Annotated in this window: 20 protein-coding genes and 1 pseudogene; 6 read left to right on the forward strand and 15 right to left on the reverse strand. The window is 73.1% G+C overall.

The genetic code is table 11. From position 1 onward, the window contains the following. From R2D22_RS07010 to pssA, 3 genes are all read left to right on the forward strand, one after another. Positions 1-1,206 carry an acyl-CoA dehydrogenase family protein gene (locus tag R2D22_RS07010; RefSeq protein ID WP_318109618.1) on the forward strand — a complete coding sequence of 402 codons (1,206 nt, stop codon included), beginning with the start codon at positions 1-3 and terminating at the stop codon, positions 1,204-1,206. 170 nt (positions 1,207-1,376) lie between these two features. Next, positions 1,377-2,033 (forward strand): phosphatidylserine decarboxylase, encoded by a 657-nt coding sequence (locus R2D22_RS07015; protein WP_318101975.1) that lies wholly within the window; start codon positions 1,377-1,379, stop codon positions 2,031-2,033. Further along, a complete protein-coding gene (gene pssA, locus R2D22_RS07020) occupies positions 2,026-2,889 on the forward strand; it encodes a CDP-diacylglycerol--serine O-phosphatidyltransferase (RefSeq protein WP_318109620.1) in 864 nt (287 codons plus the stop codon). Before R2D22_RS07015 ends, pssA begins: the two co-directional genes overlap by 8 nt. A 69-nt stretch (positions 2,890-2,958) precedes the next feature. On the opposite strand, the gene R2D22_RS36100 is transcribed toward pssA, so the two are convergent. From R2D22_RS36100 to R2D22_RS07065, 10 genes and pseudogenes are all read right to left on the reverse strand, one after another. Further along, a complete protein-coding gene (locus tag R2D22_RS36100) occupies positions 2,959-3,501 on the reverse strand; it encodes a GNAT family N-acetyltransferase (protein ID WP_411977125.1) in 543 nt (180 codons plus the stop codon). A gap of 27 nt (positions 3,502-3,528) precedes the next feature. Next, positions 3,529-3,969, reverse strand: a pseudogene (locus R2D22_RS36105) (GNAT family N-acetyltransferase); the annotation flags it as partial. 52 nt (positions 3,970-4,021) lie between these two features. Continuing rightward, positions 4,022-5,296: an ABC transporter substrate-binding protein gene (locus R2D22_RS07030; protein ID WP_318101980.1), complete on the reverse strand. Its 1,275-nt coding sequence runs from the start codon at positions 5,294-5,296 to the stop codon at positions 4,022-4,024. Continuing rightward, entirely contained in the window at positions 5,293-6,366 is a 1,074-nt protein-coding gene (locus tag R2D22_RS07035; RefSeq protein ID WP_318109622.1) for a branched-chain amino acid ABC transporter permease, read from the reverse strand. The genes R2D22_RS07030 and R2D22_RS07035 overlap by 4 nt, the downstream gene beginning before the upstream one ends. A gap of 16 nt (positions 6,367-6,382) precedes the next feature. Further along, complete coding sequence (locus R2D22_RS07040) at positions 6,383-7,273, reverse strand: branched-chain amino acid ABC transporter permease (protein WP_318101981.1); 891 nt, start codon at positions 7,271-7,273, stop codon at positions 6,383-6,385. After that, positions 7,270-8,067 carry an ABC transporter ATP-binding protein gene (locus R2D22_RS07045; RefSeq protein WP_318101983.1) on the reverse strand — a complete coding sequence of 266 codons (798 nt, stop codon included), beginning with the start codon at positions 8,065-8,067 and terminating at the stop codon, positions 7,270-7,272. The genes R2D22_RS07040 and R2D22_RS07045 overlap by 4 nt, the downstream gene beginning before the upstream one ends. Further along, positions 8,064-8,885: an ABC transporter ATP-binding protein gene (locus tag R2D22_RS07050; protein WP_318101984.1), complete on the reverse strand. Its 822-nt coding sequence runs from the start codon at positions 8,883-8,885 to the stop codon at positions 8,064-8,066. The genes R2D22_RS07045 and R2D22_RS07050 overlap by 4 nt, the downstream gene beginning before the upstream one ends. A gap of 209 nt (positions 8,886-9,094) precedes the next feature. Then, a complete protein-coding gene (gene fusA / locus R2D22_RS07055; RefSeq protein WP_318101985.1) occupies positions 9,095-11,137 on the reverse strand; it encodes an elongation factor G in 2,043 nt (680 codons plus the stop codon). A 71-nt stretch (positions 11,138-11,208) separates the two neighbouring features. Further along, a complete protein-coding gene (locus R2D22_RS07060; RefSeq protein WP_318101986.1) occupies positions 11,209-11,343 on the reverse strand; it encodes a hypothetical protein in 135 nt (44 codons plus the stop codon). Between the two features lie 183 nt (positions 11,344-11,526). Next, positions 11,527-12,693, reverse strand: a complete 1,167-nt coding sequence (locus R2D22_RS07065; RefSeq protein ID WP_318101989.1) for a glycerate kinase — start codon at positions 12,691-12,693, stop codon at positions 11,527-11,529. Positions 12,694-12,902: 209 nt separating this feature from the next. On the opposite strand from R2D22_RS07065, the gene R2D22_RS07070 reads away from it, so the two are divergent. The 3 genes from R2D22_RS07070 to R2D22_RS07080 all read left to right on the forward strand — a co-directional run bounded on the left by R2D22_RS07070 (position 12,903) and on the right by R2D22_RS07080 (position 15,251). Beyond that, positions 12,903-13,976, forward strand: coding sequence for an ADP-ribosylglycohydrolase family protein (locus R2D22_RS07070; RefSeq protein WP_318101990.1), 1,074 nt, complete (start codon positions 12,903-12,905; stop codon positions 13,974-13,976). Then, positions 13,973-14,473, forward strand: coding sequence for an NUDIX domain-containing protein (locus tag R2D22_RS07075; RefSeq protein WP_318101991.1), 501 nt, complete (start codon positions 13,973-13,975; stop codon positions 14,471-14,473). The genes R2D22_RS07070 and R2D22_RS07075 overlap by 4 nt, the downstream gene beginning before the upstream one ends. A 61-nt stretch (positions 14,474-14,534) precedes the next feature. Continuing rightward, positions 14,535-15,251, forward strand: a complete 717-nt coding sequence (locus R2D22_RS07080) for an SIR2 family NAD-dependent protein deacylase (protein ID WP_318101992.1) — start codon at positions 14,535-14,537, stop codon at positions 15,249-15,251. Here the strand turns inward: R2D22_RS07080 and R2D22_RS07085 are convergent. The 5 genes from R2D22_RS07085 to R2D22_RS07105 form a co-directional block, all read right to left on the reverse strand. Then, positions 15,248-15,751, reverse strand: coding sequence for a methylated-DNA--[protein]-cysteine S-methyltransferase (locus R2D22_RS07085; RefSeq protein ID WP_318101993.1), 504 nt, complete (start codon positions 15,749-15,751; stop codon positions 15,248-15,250). The genes R2D22_RS07080 and R2D22_RS07085 overlap by 4 nt on opposite strands. 15 nt (positions 15,752-15,766) lie before the next feature. Continuing rightward, complete coding sequence (locus R2D22_RS07090; RefSeq protein WP_318101995.1) at positions 15,767-17,242, reverse strand: AlkA N-terminal domain-containing protein; 1,476 nt, start codon at positions 17,240-17,242, stop codon at positions 15,767-15,769. A 50-nt stretch (positions 17,243-17,292) separates the two neighbouring features. Then, on the reverse strand, positions 17,293-17,823 hold the full coding sequence (locus R2D22_RS07095; RefSeq protein ID WP_318101996.1) for an O-acetyl-ADP-ribose deacetylase: 531 nt from the start codon (positions 17,821-17,823) through the stop codon (positions 17,293-17,295). A 37-nt stretch (positions 17,824-17,860) separates the two neighbouring features. Then, positions 17,861-19,285 (reverse strand): phytoene desaturase family protein, encoded by a 1,425-nt coding sequence (locus tag R2D22_RS07100; RefSeq protein WP_318101998.1) that lies wholly within the window; start codon positions 19,283-19,285, stop codon positions 17,861-17,863. A gap of 79 nt (positions 19,286-19,364) precedes the next feature. Then, positions 19,365-20,201 carry an inositol monophosphatase family protein gene (locus R2D22_RS07105; RefSeq protein ID WP_318101999.1) on the reverse strand — a complete coding sequence of 279 codons (837 nt, stop codon included), beginning with the start codon at positions 20,199-20,201 and terminating at the stop codon, positions 19,365-19,367. Positions 20,202-20,205 lie beyond the last annotated feature (4 nt).

Consider the following 20,205-nt stretch of genomic DNA (forward strand, 5'->3'; position numbering starts at 1 on the left):
ATGGCGCGACTCGCCCAGACCCACGGTCTGACCGATGTGCAGCAGGAGATCCTCTCCACCGTCCGGGACTTCGTCGACAAGGAGATCATCCCGGTCGCGACGGAGCTGGAGCACCGCGACGAGTACCCGCAGCAGATCGTCGACGGGCTCAAGGAGCTCGGCGTCTTCGGTCTGATGATCCCCGAGGAGTACGGGGGCCTGGGTGAGTCGCTGCTCACCTACGCCCTGTGCGTGGAGGAGATCGCCCGCGGCTGGATGTCGGTCTCCGGCATCATCAACACGCACTTCATCGTGGCGTACATGCTGAAGCAGCACGGCACGCAGGAGCAGAAGGAGTACTTCCTTCCGCGGATGGCGGCCGGCGAGACGCGTGGCGCGTTCTCGATGTCGGAGCCGGGCCTCGGCTCGGACGTGTCGGCGATCACGTCCAAGGCGGTCAAGGACGGCGACGAGTACGTCCTGAACGGTCAGAAGATGTGGCTGACCAACGGCGGAACGTCAACGCTGGTCGCCGTTCTCGTCCGAAGTGACGAAGGACACCCGGAGGGCACGGCCCCCCACAAGTCGATGACGACCTTCCTCGTCGAGAAGGAGCCGGGCTTCGGAGAGGTCCGCCCGGGCCTCACCATCCCCGGCAAGATCGACAAGATGGGTTACAAGGGCGTCGACACGACCGAACTCATCATGGACGGACTGCGCATTCCGGCCAATCGGGTCCTCGGCGGGGTCACCGGCCGAGGGTTTTACCAAATGATGGACGGCGTCGAGGTCGGCCGCGTGAATGTGGCCGCGCGTGGCTGCGGCGTCGCTCAGCGTGCCTTCGAGCTGGGTGTCTCGTATGCCCAGCAGCGTCACACTTTCGGCAAGCCGATCGCTCAGCACCAGGCGATCCAGTTCAAGCTGGCCGAAATGGCTACCAAGGTCGAGGCCGCTCATGCCATGATGGTGAACGCAGCACGCAAAAAGGACTCCGGGGAACGAAACGACCTCGAAGCAGGGATGGCGAAGTACCTCGCCTCCGAATACTGCAAGGAAGTCGTGGAGGACGCGTTCCGCATTCATGGCGGATACGGGTTCTCGAAGGAGTACGAGATCGAGCGCCTCTACCGTGAGGCTCCGATGCTGCTCATCGGCGAAGGTACCGCCGAGATCCAGAAAATGATCATTGGACGTCGGCTGCTCGAGGAGTACCGGTTCCAGGGTTGATTGTCGGGTTTGAGTCGGTTCGGCCGCGAAGAAGATCACACCCTGTCATCACCTTCCGGCCGCCGACTCGGCTTCTGGCTTTCCCAGTTGCGGCCCGCAACCGATAGCATCGACGGAAAGCCGCCGTCCCCCGATTGCCCGCGCGGCATCATCCGCTACGAAGGTCATCCATGCCCCACAGCCAAACCTCTGCACCTCGCGACAGCCTCCTCGGCGTACGTATCGCACGCGGAGCATCGCCGTGGCTTCTGCCGACCGTCGCCACCGCGGCGCTCAGCCTCGCGCGCTCGCGCAGGTCGAAGCGCGCCGCGGCCATCGCCGTGCCCACCACCGCGCTGGCGGCGGGCATGCTGTGGTTCTTCCGCGACCCCGAGCGCGAGATCGCTCAGGGCCGGGTCATCTCGCCCGCCGACGGTGTGGTGCAGAGCATCATGCCGTGGAAGGACGGCCGGACCCGGGTCGCCATCTTCATGAGCCCGCTGAACGTCCACGTCAACCGCGCGCCGCTGGCCGGCACGGTGACGTCCGTGGAGCACATCCCCGGCGGGTTCGTCCCGGCGTTCAACAAGGAGAGCGAGAACAACGAGCGCGTTGTCTGGCACTTCGACACCGAGCTCGGCGACATCGAGATGGTGCAGATCGCGGGCGCCGTCGCCCGGCGCATCGTGCCGTACATCCCGCAGGGGACCAAGGTCGAGCAGGGTGACCGCATCGGCCTGATCCGCTTCGGTTCGCGCGTGGACATCTACCTTCCGGAAGGTGTCGAGGTCGCCGTCGAGGTCGGCCAGGCCACCACCGCGGGGGTGACTCGCATTGACCGTGATTGATCCCGAGACCCAGGCGGGCTGGGTCGCCGACGCCGAGGCGGAGGCCGACGAGGAGGAGATGCCGCTGTCGCTGAGGCTGTCCATAGCGGACGCCCTCACGCTCGGCAACGCCACCTGCGGCTTCATGGCGGTGTACTTCACCACCACCGGCATCCTCATCCCGCACCTCACGGGCAGCAACGAGACCGGCATGGCGCGCAACAGCGCCGCGACGGCCGTGATCCTCATGCTGGCCGCGGCGATCTTCGACCTGTTCGACGGCATCGTGGCGCGCAAGCTGCGCTCGTCCCCGATGGGTGCGGAGCTCGACAACCTGTCGGACCTGATCAGCTTCGGTCTGGCCCCGGCCTACTTCGTACTCGTGTACGGCATGGTCGCGGTCCCGGACGACGCGCAGCAGAAGGTCTCGGCGGTGGCCGCGGTCGTGGTGCTGCTCGCCGTGGTGCTGAGACTGGCGCGGTTCTCCTGCGTGACCATGAAGGACGGCATGTTCCAGGGCATGCCGAGCCCCTTCGGTGCGCTGACCGTCGTCTCGATCGTGCTGCTCGAGCTGCCGTTCGTCCCGACGCTGCTCGCGATCATCGGAGTGGCCTGGCTGATGGTGAGCCGGGTCGAGTACCCGAAGCCGCGGGGCATCCTCGCGGTGGCGATGCTCAGCTGGATCGTCGGCGCGATGGGACTCCTGGCGGCGTGGGCGTTCGACGCCCCGGGCGGCCAGCTGCTGCTCCAGACCGGCTGCGCGCTGCAGGTGGTCCTGGGCGCGGTCATCCCGCTCTTCGCCACGGCCCGGCGGGTGAACACCTTCCGGGACAACCGGCGGGAGAACCGCGAGGCCCGCGCGGCGCAGGCGCGGTAAGCGGAGCCGTTCGTCGGAAGGGCCCCGGAGGCGATCGCCTCCGGGGCCCTTCCGCATCCCCTGCCCGCGCTAGGCGAGCTGCTTGTAGTAGAGCGTCGTGGGGCGCAGGGTGCCGGCCGGGTCGGCGGCGTAGTCCGGGATGACGCCCGCGGGCGTCCAGCCGGCCTTGAGGTAGAGCCGCTCGGCCGGGCTGTCGGTCTCCGTGTCGAGGACCAGCAGGGTCAGGCCGGCCTCGGCCGCGGCGGTCTCGGCGGTGGCGAGCAGGCGGGCACCGAGGCCCTTGCCCCGGGCGTCGCGGTGGACGACGAGCCGGGCTATCTCGCCGCGGTGCCGGCCGTTGGCCTTCTTGGTGCGGATCAGCGTGATCGCGCCGTACAGCCGCCGGCCGGGCCCGTACGCGGCCCAGACGTCCCGCGCCCCCTGCTCGGCCTCGGCGGCGACGGTGTGCCACCAGGCGGCGGCCTCGGCCGGGTCCAGCGGCGCGAGGAAGCCGATCGACGCGCCGCCGTCCACGGCGTCCGCGAGCAGGCCGGCGAGTCCGGCGGCCGCGTGGGTACGGATCTCCTCGGGGGCGAGGCGCTCGACGACGGCAGGGCCGAACGGCAGCTCCATGCAGAGCAGGCCCGGGCGGTCGTCCCAGGGCTCGACGGTGGTGAAACCGAGCCCGACGTACAGACGGACCGCGTGCTCCCGCCACATCCAGACGGAGAGCCGCACGGCCGGCGCCCCGGCGGCCTCCGCCCGGCGCAGGGCCTCGTGCATCAGGGCGGTGGCGACGCCGCGGCCGCGGGCCGCCGGCTCGACCCACAGGCGCTTGATCTCGGGGACGCCGTCGTCACCGGGCGAGGTGAGCACGACCAGGCCGGCGGCCGTGCCCCCCTCGTCCTCCGCCAGCAGGACGACATCGGCGGCGAAAGCCGCACCCGGGTTCTCCACCTCGACCCGGTACGGGGCCGGGAGGGCGGCCGGCGAGTCGACCGGCACGCCCTTCTCCGCCTCCGTGCCGAGGTGGTACGCGGCCAGCAGGCCGGATGGTCGCGGGTCGCCGAGGACTTCCCGGACGCGCAGATCCGTATTCATGGGCCCGAGCTTCACAGTCCGTTGTTTCCCGGATGTGACGGCACGCCGGGCGTCAGGGGGTCTTCGGCGTGAAGGACTTCGCCGCTTCGGAGACCGAGGGCTGACGGACCGTACGCATGCCGCCCGGGACGGACTTGTCCGGCTGGAGGATGGCGCTCTCCTTCGACGACGGGGCCTTCGGGTCGGTGAAGTCGTGCGTCATGCCGAAGCCCGCGTCGTGGCCGGAGATCGTCAGCAGCGCCTTGTCGACGCCCTCACGGCTGAGGTCCTTCGCGGCGCAGGCCTTCTTCAGCGCCTCGCCGAAGACCGCAGCCGCCGTCCAGCCGGCGACGATGCCGTTGTCCAGGGCGTCCTTCGGGTAAGCGGCCCGGTAGTCGGTGACCAGCTTCTTCGCGACCGGGGTGTCCGCGCCGATGGGCAGGCTCGGGGAGGCGACGTAGTACATCTTCTCCAGCGCGGGACCGGCCGGCGTGCCGAGCAGCTGCGGGGCGAACGCCGAGTTGTTGCCGATGACCGGGACCCGGAGCCCGGTCGCGGCCGCGACGCCGACCAGGGAGGCCGCCTGCCGCGGCCCGGCGCTGATCACGATCGCCTTGACCCCGGCCTGCTTGAGCGCCGCGACCTGCGCAGACATGTCGCTGTCGGTCGGCTTGATCTTCTGCTCGACGACGGTCAGGCCGGCCTTCCCGGCCGCGTGCTCCGAGCCGAGCAGGGCGTTCTCGCCGTAGTCGCCCTCGAAGTACACGTGCCCGAGCTTGTCGCCGCGCTTCAGGCCCTTCTCCGTGACGAGGAAGTCGACCGCGTTGATCGTCTCCACGTCGTACGTCGAGCCGAGCACCCGGATGTACGGGCTGCCGAGCAGCGAGGCGGACCAGGCCTGCGGGAGGACGAGCCCCTTGTCCTGGCCGTCGATGCGCTGCTTGACGGCGGCGACGAAGGGCGAGCCGATGAACTGGGTGTAGCCGACCACCTTCGGCTCCAGTTCGGTGTACGCGGCGAGCGCCTTCTGCGGGTCGTAGCCGTGGTCGCGCACGGTCAGCTCCAACTGCCGGCCGCAGATCCCGCCGGCCGCGTTGGTCTGCTTCACGTACAGCTGCTGTGCCTGCGTGACGCTCTTGCCGAGGGTGGCGTACACCCCGGTCATGTCGGTGAGCGCGCCGACCGAGATGGTCGAGTCGGTGACGCCTGCCCCGGCCCTGACCCCACCCTTGCCGGTGCCGGAGCCGTCGCCGCTCTTCGCCTTGGCGCTGCATCCCGCCGCGGTCAGCGCGACGGCCGCGGCGAGTGCGGCGGCCAGCCCCCGCACGGCCTGTCCTCGGTGCATCATCGTTCCTCCCCTGAGGGTTGTTGCCGGGTGCGCCGGGCGGCGAGCCGGACCAGGCCGCCGGGCAGGAAGAGCACCACCGCGACGACGGCGGCGCCGTAGAGATAGCGCGCGGCCTCCCCCGGTGCGATCCCGCCCGTCCCGGGGGCGGAGACCAGGGGAAGCGCGTCGCTGTACCGGTTGAGGAGCTGCGGCAGGAGGGAGACGAAGACCCCTCCGATCACCGCACCGGCGACCGACCCGAGACCGCCGATGACGATCATGGCCAGGTATTCGAGGGAGAGCAGCATGCCGAAGTACTCCGGCACGGTCCGCTGGAAGACCAGCGCGAGCAGCACCCCGGCGAGCCCCGCGTACATCGACGACAGGACGAAGACGGCGGCGCGGTAGCGGGCCACCGGGATACCGAGGACGCCGGCGGCGATCCGGTGATCCCGGATGGCGTTCATGGCGCGGCCGGGCCGGCCGCGGAGCACGCCCCGCGCGAAGAGGGCGCCGGCGAGCAGCAGGGCGAGCCCTAGGTACCAGAGCTTCTCGGCCGCGCCGAACGGAACCGCCGCGACGACGAGTTCGCTGTCGTCGAAGGTGATGCCGAAGAGGCTGAGCGGCGGCACGGCCCGGCCGTTGAAGCCGCCGGTGAGGCCGTGCGCGTTGAACAGCACGTGCTGGCCGATGAAGATCAGGGCGAGCGTGGCGATGCCGAGGTACGCGCCCTGCAGGCGGCCCGCGATCGGGCTGAACACGCCGCCGGCCAGGCCCGCGAGGGCCACGGCCAATACGGCGGCGAGCCAGCCGGGCAGGCCGAGCCCGACGAGCCTGTCCGCGCCGTCGCCGGCGAAGGCGCAGTAGCCGTACGCGCCGACGGCGAGGAAGAAGGCGTGTCCCATGGAGAGCTGGCCGGTGGCGCCGGTCAGCAGGTTGATGCCGAGCGCGCCGATCGCGGCGGCCATCGCGAACAGCCCGGCCTGGAGCCAGAACCGGTCCAGGTAGAACGGGAACGCGAGGAGGACGAGGCAGGCGGCGGCCCACGCCCAGGCGCGGGGGCGGGTGAGGACGGCGGGGATCGTCCGCACGGAGGCGGACGCGGTCTCAGACACGGGCGAGCTCCTTCGTGCCGAAGAGTCCGGCCGGACGGATCAGCAGCACCGCGACCATCACGAGGTACGGGGCGAGGTCGCCGATGCCCCGGCCCAGGAAGGTCAGGTCGCCCTGGTAGCCGGTGGCGAGGGACTCGGTGATCCCGACCAGCAGGCCGCCGACGAGGGCGCCGGTGGTGGAGTCGAGCCCGCCGAGGACCGCGGCGGGGAACGCCTTCATCGCGGCGAGCGAGGTGGAGCGCTCCAGGCCGGGGGTCGGGAACACGGTGAGGAACAGCGCGGCGACGGCGGCGAGACCGCCCGCGACCGCCCACGCGCCGAGCGAGACCCGGCCCAGCCGGATCCCCATGAGGGCCGCGGTCTCCCGGTTCTCCGCCGCCGCCCGCATCGCGACGCCCCAGGAGGTGAACCGGAAGGCGAGCAGGAAGGCGGTGATGAGGAGGGCCGCGGCCAGGAGCGCGGCGATCCGGGTCTCGGCGATGGAGATCCCGCCGACGGTGACGACGGCGTCGCCCCAGGGGTCGCCTAGCGCGAGGATGTCCGTGCCGATGCGGCGGGTCAGTTCGGTGGCGAGCAGGATGTCGACGCCGATCGTGACGATGGCGAGGACGCTGTGGTCCGAGCCGCGGTAGCGGCGCATCACCAGGAACTCGACGGCCGCGCCGACCAGCGCCGCGCCGGCGATGCCGACGAGCAGGGCCGGCCAGAAACCGATCGAGGAGTGCAGGACGGCGGTGACGTACCCGCCGGCGAGCAGCAGCGAGGCGTGGGCGAAGTTGACGACCTCGGTGGCGCGGAAGATCACCACGAAGCCGAGGGCGATGAGGGCGTAGACGGATCCCAGGGACACGCCGTTGAGGAGGAGTTCGGCGAACGTCGTCACTCGGCGGCCTCCTCTCCGAGATAGGCGCGGACGACCGCCGGATCGTTCTGTACGTCGCCGGGGGCGCCGTCGGCGATGCGGCGGCCGAAGTCGAGGACGGTGACGCTGTCGGCGAGCCGCATCACCACGCCCATGTCGTGCTCGACCAGGACGATCGAGATGCCGAGGCTGTCCCGGACGCCGGCGATGACGGCGGCGGTGCGGCGGCGTTCGTCGGCGGTCATGCCGGCGACGGGCTCGTCGAGCAGCAGCAGCTGGGGTTCCATGCAGAGCGCGCGGGCGAGTTCGGCGAGCTTCTGCTGCCCGTACGGCAAGGCTCCGGCGGGCTGGGCGAGTTGCTTCTCCAGGCCGACGAACGCGGCGATCTCGCGGACCCGTTCGCGGTGCCGGGCCTCCTCACGGGCGGCGGACGGCAGCCGCAGCCCGGCGGCGAGGAAGCCGGTGCGGGTGAGCCGGTGCCGTCCGAGGAGGAGACTGTCCTCGACGGTGGCCCGGGGCGGCAGCGCAAGGTTCTGGAAGATCCGCGCGATGCCGAGCCCCGCGATCTTGTGCGGCGGCAGCCCGGTGAGCTCGTGCTCACCGAAGCGGACGGAGCCGGAGGTGGCCCGGTACACCCCGGACAGCACGTTGAAGCAGGTCGACTTGCCCGCGCCGTTGGGGCCGATGACGGCGTGCACGGTGCCGGGCCGGACGGTGAACCCTACGGCGTCGAGCGCGGTGAGCCCGGCGAACCTCACGGTGACGTCGCGGACTTCGAGGACGGGAACCGCACTGCTGCGGACGTCGGGGGTCATCGGGTCGCCTCCTCCCAGCGGGACAGCGCCGGGTGGGCCGTCGCCGCGTCGGCGGCGTCGGCCGCCGCGTCCTCGTCGACCACGCCGAGGTAGCGGCGGCGCACCTCGTCGGACGCGGCCAGTGCGGCGGCCGGGCCGGACAGGGTGACCTCGCCGACCTCCAGGACGTACGCCTCGGACGCGAGCCGCAGCGCGAGCGCGGCGTTCTGCTCGACGAGGAGGACCGCCGTTCCCTGGGCGTTGATCTCGCGGATCGTGTCGGCGATCCGGGCGGCCATCAGCGGGGCTAGGCCGAGCGAGGGCTCGTCGAGGAGCAGCAGTCTCGGCCCGGCCATCAGGGCGCGGCCGACGGCGAGCATCTGCTGCTCGCCGCCCGAGAGCAGCCCGGCGGGCTGGCGGGCCCGGTCGGCGAGGACCGGGAACAGTTCGTGGACGCGGCGGAGCGCGGCGGCCTTCGCGGACCGGTCGCCGGACCCGCCGAGGGCGCCGGCGCGCAGGTTGTCCTCCACCGTCATCCGGGCGAACACCTGCCGCCCTTCCGGTACTTGGGACACGCCGGCGGCCACGACCCGGTCGGCCGCGAGCCCGTCGAGGGCCCGGCCGCCGAAGCGGACCGTGCCGGACGTGACGGCGCCGCCGTGGAACGCGAGCGTGCGGGAGATCGCCCGCAGCAGTGTGGACTTGCCGGCGCCGTTCCCGCCGAGGACGGTGACGACGGCACCCTCCGGTACGGCCAGCGACACCTGCCGCAGGGCGCGGACCGGCCCGTATCCCGCCGACAGGTCCGCCACTTCGAGGGCGAGTGCGGTACCCCCCATGGTTCCCCTTCCCTGGCCCGTTCGGATGCCGGGGCCTGTTCAGTGGCGATCACCCCAGCAGGACGGAGCCCGCCCGTCCACGCCCGGCGGCCGAATCGCTGCCGCTGACCAGCGGCGCGCCCGACGGCCTGTGCACGCGCACAACCGGGCGTGTCAGGGGAAACCCCGGGGGCCCGCCCTGCCGGGCGGGCCCCCGGGCCCTTCGGCCGCTACGGCTTCGGGGTGTAGCCGGCCGGGCGGGTGGTGAAGGTGGCGCGGCCCTGGGTGCGGGTGCGCAGGCGGGTGGCGTAACCGAAGAGCTCCGCCAGCGGCACCGTCGCCGTGACCACCGTCGTACCGGAGTGCGCGGTCGAGCCGGAGACCCTGCCGCGGCGGGCCGCGAGGTCGCCGAGGACCGGGCCCACGGCGGCGTCCGGGGCCGTGACCGTCACCTCCGCCACCGGTTCGAGCAGCGTCATGACGGCGGCCCGCAGCGCGTCGCGGAGGGCGAAGCGCGCCGCGGTGCGGAACGCGAGTTCCGACGAGTCCTTGGAGTGGGTGGCCCCGTCGGTCAGCGTGACCCGCAACCCGGTCACCGGATGGCCCCCGAGGGGCCCCTCCGCGAGCGCGTCCCGGCAGCCTGCCTCGACCGCCCGGACGTACTCCTGCGGCACCCGGCCGCCCGTGACGGTCGAGGCGAACGCGAACGTCCCGTCCGGCCCGTCCAGCGGCTCGACGTCGAGGACGACATGGGCGAACTGACCCGCGCCGCCGTCCTGTTTGACGTGCCGATGGACGAACCCGGACACGCCGCGCAGCACCGTCTCGCGGTACGCGACCTGGGGCCGGCCCACCGTGACGTCCAGGCCGGCGCGCCGGATCTTCTCCGCCGCTACCTCCAGGTGCAGTTCGCCCTGGCCCGACAGCACCGTCTGGCCGGTCTCCGGATCCGTCCGCACCACCAGCGAGGGGTCCTCCTCGGCGAGGCGGGCGAGCGCCGACGCGAGCCGGTCGGTGTCGAGGCCCCTGCGGGCCTCGACGGCGACGGACACGACGGGCGCGGCCGACACCGGCGGCTCGAACAGCAGCGGCGCGCCCGGGGCGCACAGGGTTGCCCCGGTGCGGGCGGCCTTGGGGCCGACGACGGCGACGATGTCGCCGGCCGAGGCCCGGTCGGTCTCCGTGTTCCGGTCGGCCTGCACCCGCAGGATCCGCCCGACCCGCTCCGTGCGTCCCGCCGTCGCGTCGAGCACGGTGTCCCCCTTCCGTAGCGTTCCCGCGTAGACCCGCAGGAAGGTCAGCCGCCCGGTGGCGGTCGAATGCACCTTGAACACGAGCCCGGCGAACGGCGCGGCCGGGTCGGCGGCCCGTTCCTCCACGGCCCCGTCGAGGGTGCCGCGTACGGACGGGACGTCCGACGGCGACGGCAGGTACGCCACGACCGCGTCCAGCAGCGGCTCGACGCCGCGGTTGCGGTACGCCGATCCGCAGAGCACGACCACGGCCTCACCGCCGCACGTCAGGTCGCGCAGCGCACCGGCCAGCGTCCGCGCGCCGAGCTCCCCGCGGGCGCAGAACTCCTCGAGGGCGGCCGGATGGAGCTCCGCGACCGTCTCCTCCAGGAGCCGGCGGCGGCGCGCCGCCTCGTCGCGCAGCTCCTCGGGCACGGGGCCCTCCACGCACGCGGCGTCGGCCTCGTCGTCCCAGACCAGGGCGCGCATGCGGAGCAGGTCGACGACGCCGGTGAAGGCGTCCTCGCGTCCGATCGGCAGCTGCACGACCAGCGGCACGGCGTGCAGCCGGTCCCGGATGGAGGCGACCGCGGTGTCGAGGTCGGCGCCCGCCCGGTCGAGCTTGTTGACGAAGGCGATGCGCGGGACGCCGTGCCGGTCGGCCTGCCGCCACACCGTCTCGCTCTGCGGCTCCACGCCCGCCACGGCGTCGAAGACCGCGACGGCCCCGTCGAGGACGCGGAGCGAGCGCTCGACCTCGTCGGAGAAGTCGACGTGGCCGGGGGTGTCGATCAGGTTGATCCGGTGGCCGTCCCAGTCGCAGCTGACGGCCGCGGCGAAGATGGTGATGCCGCGGTCGCGTTCCTGCGGGTCGAAGTCGGTGACGGTCGTGCCGTCGTGGACCTCGCCGCGCTTGTGGGTGGCGCCGGTGAGGAAGAGGAACCGCTCGGTGAGCGTGGTCTTTCCGGCGTCCACGTGGGCGAGGATGCCGAGGTTCCGGATGCGGGAGAGCTGCCGGGTGGAGGAAAGCTGGGTGCGCACGGCCCGTGGCCTTTCGGTGCGTTCGGGAAAGGGCAGCGCGATGTCCCGAACGCAGGGCGTCTGAAGCGACGTCAGGGATGCGTCACGGGATTCCGGAGGCGGGCGCGCAGCCGCCGCCGGCCGGCGGGAGAGGCGAGGATCACGTCGTACCGGAACGGGGCCCGGGCGGTGACGCGGGGAACGACGACGTTCGTACGGCTGCGCACGGTCGGGCTCCCTTCGTCTTCGGTCGTGGCACGGTGATCGGTTCGACGCGAGTGTAGGGAGCGCCCCGGCCGCGGGCCCAACGGTTTTTCGTCGCAACGCACTTCACCCGGTCCGCGGGGTGCGGACCGGGTGAAGGGAGAGGGGGAGGCGGGCGACCGCGGAAGGCGGGCGACCGCGGCGTACTAGCTCAGGAAGTCGCGGGCGAGCCGCGCCGCCGTCTCCTCCAGGAGCGGCCCCGCGTTCGGCATGGACTTGGCCGGGTCCGGCTCCAGGTCCGTCAGCGCGTAGGCGCGGCGGATGCCCGCCGCCCCGAGGGCCTCCGGCGGGAGGGCGAGCCGGCCGCAGACCGCGACGACGTCCTTGCCGGCCGCGCGCGCGGCGGAGGCGACGCCCGCGGGGGCCTTGCCGTGCAGGGTCTGCTCGTCGAGGGAGCCCTCGCCGGTGATGACCAGTGTGGCGCGCTCCAGGGCCGGGGCGAAGCCCAGCACGTCCAGCATCAGCTCGATGCCGGGACGGAAGCTCGCGTCGAGGCCGACCAGCGCGCCGTACCCGATGCCGCCGGCGCCGCCCGCGCCGGGCGCGACCGCGCACTCCGCCGCCTTCGGGCCGATGGCCTTCTCGAGCACGGTCACGAAGTGCGACAGCGCCGCGTCGAGGGTCTGTACGTCCTCGGGGGACGCGCCCTTCTGCGGCCCGTACACCGCCGGCGCGCCCTTGGGCCCGGTCAGCGGGTTGTCGACGTCGCTGGCGAGGATCAGGTCGACGTCCGCGAAGCGGGGGTCGAGGCCGGAGAGGTCGGCGGACGCGAGCTGCGCCAGCGCCGCGCCGCCGGGGCCGACCGGCTCGCCCGCCGCGTCGAGGAACCGCGCGCCGAGCGCGGCCAGCATGCCGGCGCCGCCGTCGGTCGTCGCGCTGCCGCCGACGCCGAACACGATCGTCCGCGCGCCCGCGTCCAGGGCGGCCGCGAGCAGCTCGCCCGAGCCGTACGTGGTCGCCGTCAGCGCCGCGAAGACGCCGGGCGGCAGCAGCTGGAGGCCGGACGCCTCCGCCATCTCGACCACGGCGGTGCCGTCGCGCAGCGCGAACGCCGCCGTGACCGGCTCGCCGACGGGACCGGTGACGGTCACCTCACGTCGTTCGAACCCGGCCGCCACCGCGGCCGCGACCGTGCCGTCGCCGCCGTCCGCGACGGGCAGCGTCTCCACTTCGAGCTCCGGGACGACCCGTCGCAGTCCTGCTGTGACCCGCTCCGCGACCTGTACGGCCGTGAGCGAACCCTTGAACTTGTCGGCCGCCACGAGCACACGTGCCCGCGAGTCCGCGACCTGAGTTACTGCTCCGTCCGTCACCTTGCATCCCTTGCTTTCGAACAGGCAGTCGCGCCAGGCCCGACCCTATCCGGACCCCCAGACCACGTGCCACTCCCTGATGAGACGATATTCCGCACCATAATGGGGCAGAGTGACCGCGAACCGATCGATCAAACCTCACCGCGCGGGGCCCGGGCCGGGCCGTGTCCCGGCGCGCGGGGCGGGCGCGGATTCGGTAAACCGGAGGCATGGGTCTCCTACCGCACAGCGAACTCGCCGACCGGATCCTCGGCGGCTGGACCGGGCGGATCGCCGGGAACATGCTCGGCAAGCCGGTCGAGCGCGGCGACCACTGGACGCCCGATCGGATCGACCGCTACCTGCGGCTGACGGACGCGCTGCCGCTCACCGACTACCTGCCGCCGCCGCCCGCCGCCGGCGCGGACGGGTTCGAGCTGCGGCCCGAGTGGCCGCAGTGCGTCCGCGGACGGATCCGCGGCAGCTGCAGGGACGACGACGTCGACTACTCGATCCTCGGCCTGCACCTGCTCGAGACCCGGGGCTTCGACTTCACCACCGAGCAGGTCGGCGAGCACTGGCTGCTGCGGCTGCCGTACCTGCAGACCTTCACCGCCGAGCGGACCGCGTACCGGAACCTCGCGAACGGGCTGAAGCCGCCGCTGACCGCCACGTACGACAATCCGCACCAGGAGTGGATCGGGGCGCTGATCCGGGCGGACGTGTACGGCTGGACGTCGCCGGGCGACCCGCGCCGTGCGGCGTCCCTGGCCCGCCGCGACGCGGTGCTGTCCCACACCGGCAACGGGGTGTACGGAGCGATGTGGGCGGCGGCGCTGATCGCGGCCGCGTTCGCCGCGCCGGGCCCGCGGGACGCCCTGGAGACCTCGCTGGAACGGATCCCGGCGAGCAGCCGACTGGCGCGGACGGTCCGGCACACGATCGGGCTGTACGAGGCGGGGGTGGAGTGGCCGGACGCGCTCGCCGCGCTGGCCGAGGAGTCCAACCACCTGGGCTGGATCCACACCGTCCCGAACGCGGCGGTGCTCACGGCCGGACTGCTCTACGGCGAGGGCGACTTCACCCGCACGATCGCGCTGACCGTACGCGGCGGCCTGGACACCGACTCCAACGGCGCGACGGCCGGCTCGATCGCCGGGGTGATGTGCGGCGCGCGGGCGATCCCCTCGCAGTGGTCGGAGCCCCTGCAGGACCGGGTGCGCAGCGCGGTGTTCGGCTTCGACGGGGTGCGGATCAGCGAACTCGCGGAGCGGACGCTGCGGCTCGCTACGCTGACCGGATGACCACAACCGATTACGCCACGTACATCGCGAACCTCCCGAAGGTGCTGGCCGGGGCCGCCGCCCTGTTCCGCGACGAGCGGGGCCACGTCCTGATCGTCGAGCCGAACTACCGGGAGGGCTGGACACTGCCCGGCGGCACGATCGAGTCCGACGCGGGCGAGACGCCCCGGCAGGGGGCCCGCCGGGAGACGGCGGAGGAGATCGGCCTGGACGTGGAGCTGGGCGCGCTGCTCGCGGTCGACTGGGTGCACAGCGCGTCGGGACGCGACCGACCGCCGCTGGTGGCGTACGTGTACGACGGCGGCGTCCTGACCGAGGAGCAGCTGGCGTCGATCAGGCTCCAGGAGGAGGAGCTCCTGTCCTGGAAACTCGTCGCCCGCGAGGACCTGTCCACGTACCTGCCGGGCACCCTCGGCCCCCGGGTCGAGTCGGCCCTGGACGCGTTGGCCGCGGGCACGGGCCCGACGGAACTGGAGGACGGCCGGCCGGCGGGCTGACCACGGGGGCGGGAGAGGAAACCGTTCGCTTCGGATCCGCCGAGCCGCCTACCCTCGCCGTATGACCATGGTCGCGATTCTCAGTGGTGCCGGAATCTCCACGGACTCCGGGATCCCCGACTACCGGGGGCCCAACGGGGTGTGGACGCGGGATCCGGAGGCCGAGAAGCTCGCCACGTACGAGCACTACATGGCCGACCCGGAGATCCGCCGCCGTGCCTGGCGGATGCGGCTCGACGGGCCCGTGCTGCGGGCCGAGCCGAACGCCGCGCACAAGGCGGTCGCCGCGTTCGACCGGAGCGGGCACGCGGTCCGCGTGATCACGCAGAACGTCGACGGGCTGCACCAGGCGGCCGGGATGCCGGACCGCAAGGTGTTCGAGCTGCACGGCTCGGCGCGCTCGGTGGTGTGCACGGCCTGTCACGCGCGGTCGTCGATGGCCGATGCCCTGGAGCGGGTGAAGGCCGGCGAGGACGATCCGAAGTGCCTGGCCTGCGGAGGCATCCTGAAGTCGGCGACGGTGATGTTCGGACAGCGGCTCGACCCGGTCGTGCTGGGCGAGGCGATGGCGGTCGCGAAGGCGACCGAGGTGTTCATCGCCGTCGGCACCAGCCTCCAGGTCCAGCCGGCCGCCTCCCTCGCCGGCATCGCGGCCGAGCACGGCGCCCGCCTGATCATCGTCAACGCCGAGCCGACCCCGTACGACCCGATCGCGGACGAGCTCGTCCGCGAGCCGATCGGCACCGCACTGCCCGCGCTGCTGGACAGCCTCCGCTAGAACAGCGTCCCCTCCTCGCCCGCGCCGCCCGCCTCGAAGGCAAGCAGTCGCTTCTTGCGGTCCAGGCCGCCGCCGTAGCCGGTCAGTGAGCCGGCCGCGCCGATCACCCGGTGGCAGGGCACGATGATGCTGACCGGGTTCTTGCCGTTGGCGAGGCCGACGGCGCGGGACGCGCCGGGGTTGCCGAGTGCTTCGGCGAGTTCGCCGTAGGAGCGCGTCTCCCCGTAAGGGATCAGCCGCAGCTGCTCCCAGACGCGGAGCTGGAACTCCGTGCCGACGAGGTGCAACGGCAGGTCGAACTCGGTGAGTTCGCCCGCGAAGTACGCGTCGAGCTGGCGGACCGTCTCGCCGAAGGGGCGCGCGTCGCGCTCCCCGAAGGTCTCCTCGGCGGGCCGGTGCCGCTGGTCGGTCATGTGGATGCGGCTGAGGACGCCGTCGACGGCGACGAGGGTCAGCGCGTCGTACGGGCTGTCGACGACCAGATGCTGCACGGTCGGCATGGCGGGTCATCTTCCTTACACGGGGAGGGAGTTGATCGGGTGGCTGTCGGTCGCCCAGAGGTACTGGACGGCGTAGGCGCGCCAGGGGCGCCACTGCGCGGCGCGGGCGGTGAGCGCGGCCGGGGTGGACGGCAGGCCGAGGTTCTGCGCGGCGCGGCGGACGCCGAGGTCGCCGGGGAGGAACGCGTCGGGGTCGCCGAGCGCGCGCATGGCGACGACCTCCGTGGTCCACGGGCCGAAGCCGGGCAGGGCCATGAGCTGCGCCCGCGCCTTCTCCCAGTCGGAGTCGACGTCGAGTCGCAGCTCGCCGTCGGCGAGCCCCCGGACGAGGGTGAGCAGGGTGGTGCGCCGGGACCGCGGCAGGGCGAGGCTCTCGGGGTCCAGTCCGGCCAGCGCCTCGGGGCCCGGGAACAGGTGGGTGAGCCCGCCCTCGGGGTCGTCGATCGGCGTGCCGTGGGCGGCGACGAGCCGGCCGGCGTGGGTGCGGGCGGCGGCGGTGGAGACCTGCTGGCCGAGCACCGCGCGGACGGCGAACTCGGCGGCGTCGACGGTGCGCGGCACCCGCCGGCCGGGCTCCTTGTCGACCAGCGGGGCGAGCAGCGGGTCGGCGCGCAGCCGGTCGTCGACGGCGACCGGGTCGGCGTCCAGGTCGAGCATCCACCGGCAGCGGCTGATGGCGACGGTGAGGTCCCGGGGGTCGGTGAGGGAGAGCCGGCAGGCGATGTGGTCCGGCTTCGGAGTGAGGGCGACGATGCCGTGCCCGTACGGGAGGCTCAGCGTGCGCCGGTACGCGCCGTCCCGCCACTCCTCCACGCCGGGGACGGCGGTGGCGGCGAGGTGGCCGAAGAGGTTCGACGGGGCGAGCGGTGCGCGGAACGGCAGCCGCAGGGAGATCACGCCGGGCGTGGGCGGGCCTGCGGCGGGGCCGCGGGCGGCCCGGGCACGCAGTTCGCCGGGGGTGAGCGCGAAGACCTCGCGGACGGTGTCGTTGAAGGTGCGGATCGAGGAGAACCCGGCGGCGAAGGCGATCCGGGCCATGGGCATCGGGGTGGTCTCGACGAGCAGCCGCGCGGTCTGCGCGCGCTGGGCGCGGGCGAGGGCGAGCGGCCCGGCTCCCAGTTCGGCGAGGAGCTGCCGCTCGATCTGCCGGGTCGAGTAGCCGAGCCGGGCCGCGAGCCCGGGTACGCCCTCGCGGTCGACGACGCCGTCCTGGATGAGCCGCATGGCCCGGGCGACGGCGTCGGCGCGCGCGTTCCAGGCCGGGGAGCCGGGGGTGGTGTCGGGCCGACAGCGCTTGCAGGCCCGGAATCCGGCCCGCTGGCAGGACGCGGCGCTGGGGTGGAACTCCATGTTCTTGACCTTGGGCGGCACACCCGGGCAGCTGGGCCGGCAGTAGATCCCGGTGGTCAGGACCGCGGTGAAGAACACGCCGTCGAAGCGGGCGTCCTTCGACTGGACGGCCCGTACGCAGCGCTCGGTGTCGGTGTGCATGGATCAAGGATGGGGGAACGCCGGGCGGTCGGGCTGGCGGAAAAACGACATCACGGTCGCGCCGCGAGGGCGGCTTCGAACTCCCCGTACGCGGCCTTGTCGAAGAGCACGAAGCGGACGTCGGTGACGGAGGCGGGCGCGGACGCGCGCACCGTACGCACGGCGATCCGGGCGCCGTCGTCCATGGGCCAGCCGTAGATCCCCGTGGAGATCGCCGGGAAGGCGACCGAGCGGGCACCCAGCTCGCCCGCCACCCGCAGGGACTCCCGGTAGCAGGAGGCGAGCAGCTCGGAGCGGTCCTCGGTGGCGCTGTACACCGGGCCGACGGTGTGGATCACGTGGTCGGCGTGGAGCTCCCCGGCCGTCGTGGCCACGGCCTGGCCGGTGGGCAGACCCTTGCCGTAGTGCGCGGCGCGCAGCCTGCGGCAGTCGTCGAGGATGGCCTTGCCGCCGCGGCGGTGGATGGCGCCGTCCACCCCGCCGCCGCCGAGCAAGGAGCTGTTGGCGGCGTTGACGATGGCGTCCACCTGCTGGTCGGTGATGTCTCCGCGGACGAGGGTGATCACGGGTCCGGTGCTCATGGCTCCATCATCGTCCGCCGGGCCGCTCCCGTCGCGGTCATTTCCCGGAGCCGGCCCTGAGGTGCCGCCAGACCGCCTTGGCCGCGTTGTGGCCCGACATCCCGTGCACGCCGGGACCGGGCGGGGTGGCCGAGGAGCACAGGAACACCGCGGGGTGCGGCGTGCTGTACGGGTGCAGGGACAGCTTGGGGCGCAGGACCAGCTGGAGGCCGCGGGCGGCGCCGCAGGCGATGTCGCCGCCGACGTAGTTGGCGTTGCGCGCGGCGAGCTGCGGCGGTCCGGCGGTGGCGCGGGCCAGGACGCGGTCGCGGAAGCCGGGCGCGAAGCGCTCGATCTGCCGCTCGATCGCTTCGGTGAGGTCGCCGTCCCAGCCGTTCGGGACATGGCCGTACGCCCAGAAGACGTGTTTGCCCTCGGGGGCGCGGGTGGGGTCGACGAGGCTGGGCTGGGCGGTGATGAGGAAGGGCCGCTCGGGAGCGGTGCCGGAGGATGCCTGCCGCAGGGCGGTGTCGATGTCCCGGCTGCCGGGCCCGACCTGGACGGTGCCGGCGACGCGCGCCTCCTTCGCCGTCCAGGGAACGGGGCCGTCGAGCGCGTAGTCGATCTTGAAGGCGGACGCGCCGTACTTGTAGCCGTCGTACAGGCCGCCGAGGCCCGCGATCCGGGCGAGGGCGGTGGGCGAGGTGTCGAAGACGTACGCGCGGGCCGGCGGCAGGTCGTCGAGCCGCTTGACCTCGTAGTCGGTGTGCGCGGTCCCGCCGAGGTCCTCGAGGTACGCGGCGAGGGCGTCGGAGACGGACTGCGAGCCGCCGCGCGGCATCGGCCAGCCGCCGGCGTGCGCGGCGAGCGCGAAGACCAGGCCGACGGCGCTGGTCGCGAACCCGCCCAGCGGGGCGATGACATGGCCGACCAGGCCGGCGAACAGGGCACGCGCCTTTTCGTCCCTGAAGCGGCGCAGCAGCCAGGTCGACGGCGGCAGTCCGTCGAGCCCGAAGCGGGCGAGGGTGACCGGGTCGCGGGGCAGAGCCGTCAGCGGCAGCGACATGAAGTCCCGTGCCAGCGTGTCCCACTTGCCGAGGTACGGGGCGACGAGGCGGCGGTACGTACCGGCGTCGCGCGGACCGAACGAGGCGGCGGTCTCGGAGACCGAGCGGGACAGCACGGCCGCGGTGCCGTCGTCCCACGGGTGCGCCATGGGGAGTTGGGGATGCAGCCACTCCAGCCCGTACCGCGCGAGCGGCAGGTCCTTGAAGGCGGGCGACCCGGCGCCGAGCGGGTGGACGGCCGAGCAGGGGTCGTGTCGGAAACCGGGGAGGGTCAGCTCCTCGGTCCGCGCGCCCCCGCCGACGGTGGACCTGGCCTCGAAAACGGCCACCGAGTGGCCACGGCGGGCCAGTTCGACCGCGGCGGTCAGTCCGTTGGGTCCCGCCCCCACGACGACGGCATCGAGCATCGACGGCACCTTGGGACTCCTTCGTCAGCCTGCGGCCAGGGCACCCAGGATATTCCTCCCGGCCGGCCCCGACCGGGGCGGGCGGTGGCTATCGGCCACCGAGCAGGTCACGGACCCGCCGTGCGGTGGCCGCGTCCCGGGCCGCGGTGAACGGCAGCGCGTTGCCGCCGGTGATGCGGAACGGCTCCCCCGCGACGGTCAGGTCGGCGCCGCCGGCCTCGTGGACGAGGAGCAGCCCGGCGGCGTGGTCCCAGGCGTACTCCCAGGAGAAGGCAACCCCGTCGAGGGCGCCGCGGGCCACGTCCAGGTACTCCAGTCCCGCCGAGCCGCAGGGCCGCGCGTGCACGCCCTCGGCGTTCAGGCCGAGCAGGGCCTTCTTCTGTTCGGGGGTCGTGTAGTCGGGGTGTGAGGTGGCGACCTCCAGGACCGCGCCGGGCGCGGGCGATCCGGCGTGCAGCGGCGCGCCGTTCAGGGTGGCGCCGCGACCGCGGAAGGCGACGGCCATCTCGTCGAGCGCGGGCGCGTACGTCCAGGACGCGTACACCTCTCCGCCGCGGGCGAGCGCGACGAGGGTGCAGAAGCCGGGCTCGCCGCGCACGAACTGGCGGGTGCCGTCGACGGGGTCCACGATCCAGACGGGGGCGTCGCCGCGGATCGCGTCGTACACCGCCGGGTCGGCGTGCACGGCCTCCTCGCCGACGACGACGGAGCCGGGCAGCAGCGCGGTCAGCGACTCGGTGAGCCGGGCCTCGGCGGCCCGGTCGGCGACCGTGACCAGGTCGTGCGGTCCGTTCTTCTCCAGGATGTCGTCGGCGGCGAGCTGCCGGAACCGGGGCATGATCTCGTCGGCCGCCGCCTTGCGGACGGCCTCCTCCACCGCGTCCGTGCCGTTCCGGAGGAATTCGTCGAATATCGCATCGATCATGCGT

This window comes from Streptomyces sp. HUAS YS2 (assembly GCF_033343995.1).
In the GTDB taxonomy this organism is placed as follows: Bacteria; Actinomycetota; Actinomycetes; order Streptomycetales; family Streptomycetaceae; genus Streptomyces; species Streptomyces solicathayae.

Coding starts and splice junctions, on each gene's coding strand:
- R2D22_RS07095 (WP_318101996.1), bottom strand. CDS start 17,823: ATGAGCACCGGACCCGTGATCACCCTCGTCCGCGGAGACATCACCGAC.
- R2D22_RS07050 (WP_318101984.1), bottom strand. CDS start 8,885: ATGGGGGGTACCGCACTCGCCCTCGAAGTGGCGGACCTGTCGGCGGGA.
- R2D22_RS07075 (WP_318101991.1), top strand. CDS start 13,973: ATGACCACAACCGATTACGCCACGTACATCGCGAACCTCCCGAAGGTG.
- R2D22_RS07030 (WP_318101980.1), bottom strand. CDS start 5,296: ATGATGCACCGAGGACAGGCCGTGCGGGGGCTGGCCGCCGCACTCGCC.
- R2D22_RS36100 (WP_411977125.1), bottom strand. CDS start 3,501: ATGGAGCTGCCGTTCGGCCCTGCCGTCGTCGAGCGCCTCGCCCCCGAG.
- R2D22_RS07070 (WP_318101990.1), top strand. CDS start 12,903: ATGGGTCTCCTACCGCACAGCGAACTCGCCGACCGGATCCTCGGCGGC.
- R2D22_RS07105 (WP_318101999.1), bottom strand. CDS start 20,201: ATGATCGATGCGATATTCGACGAATTCCTCCGGAACGGCACGGACGCG.
- R2D22_RS07015 (WP_318101975.1), top strand. CDS start 1,377: ATGCCCCACAGCCAAACCTCTGCACCTCGCGACAGCCTCCTCGGCGTA.
- R2D22_RS07045 (WP_318101983.1), bottom strand. CDS start 8,067: ATGACCCCCGACGTCCGCAGCAGTGCGGTTCCCGTCCTCGAAGTCCGC.
- R2D22_RS07010 (WP_318109618.1), top strand. CDS start 1: ATGGCGCGACTCGCCCAGACCCACGGTCTGACCGATGTGCAGCAGGAG.
- R2D22_RS07080 (WP_318101992.1), top strand. CDS start 14,535: ATGACCATGGTCGCGATTCTCAGTGGTGCCGGAATCTCCACGGACTCC.
- R2D22_RS07090 (WP_318101995.1), bottom strand. CDS start 17,242: ATGCACACCGACACCGAGCGCTGCGTACGGGCCGTCCAGTCGAAGGAC.
- R2D22_RS07085 (WP_318101993.1), bottom strand. CDS start 15,751: ATGCCGACCGTGCAGCATCTGGTCGTCGACAGCCCGTACGACGCGCTG.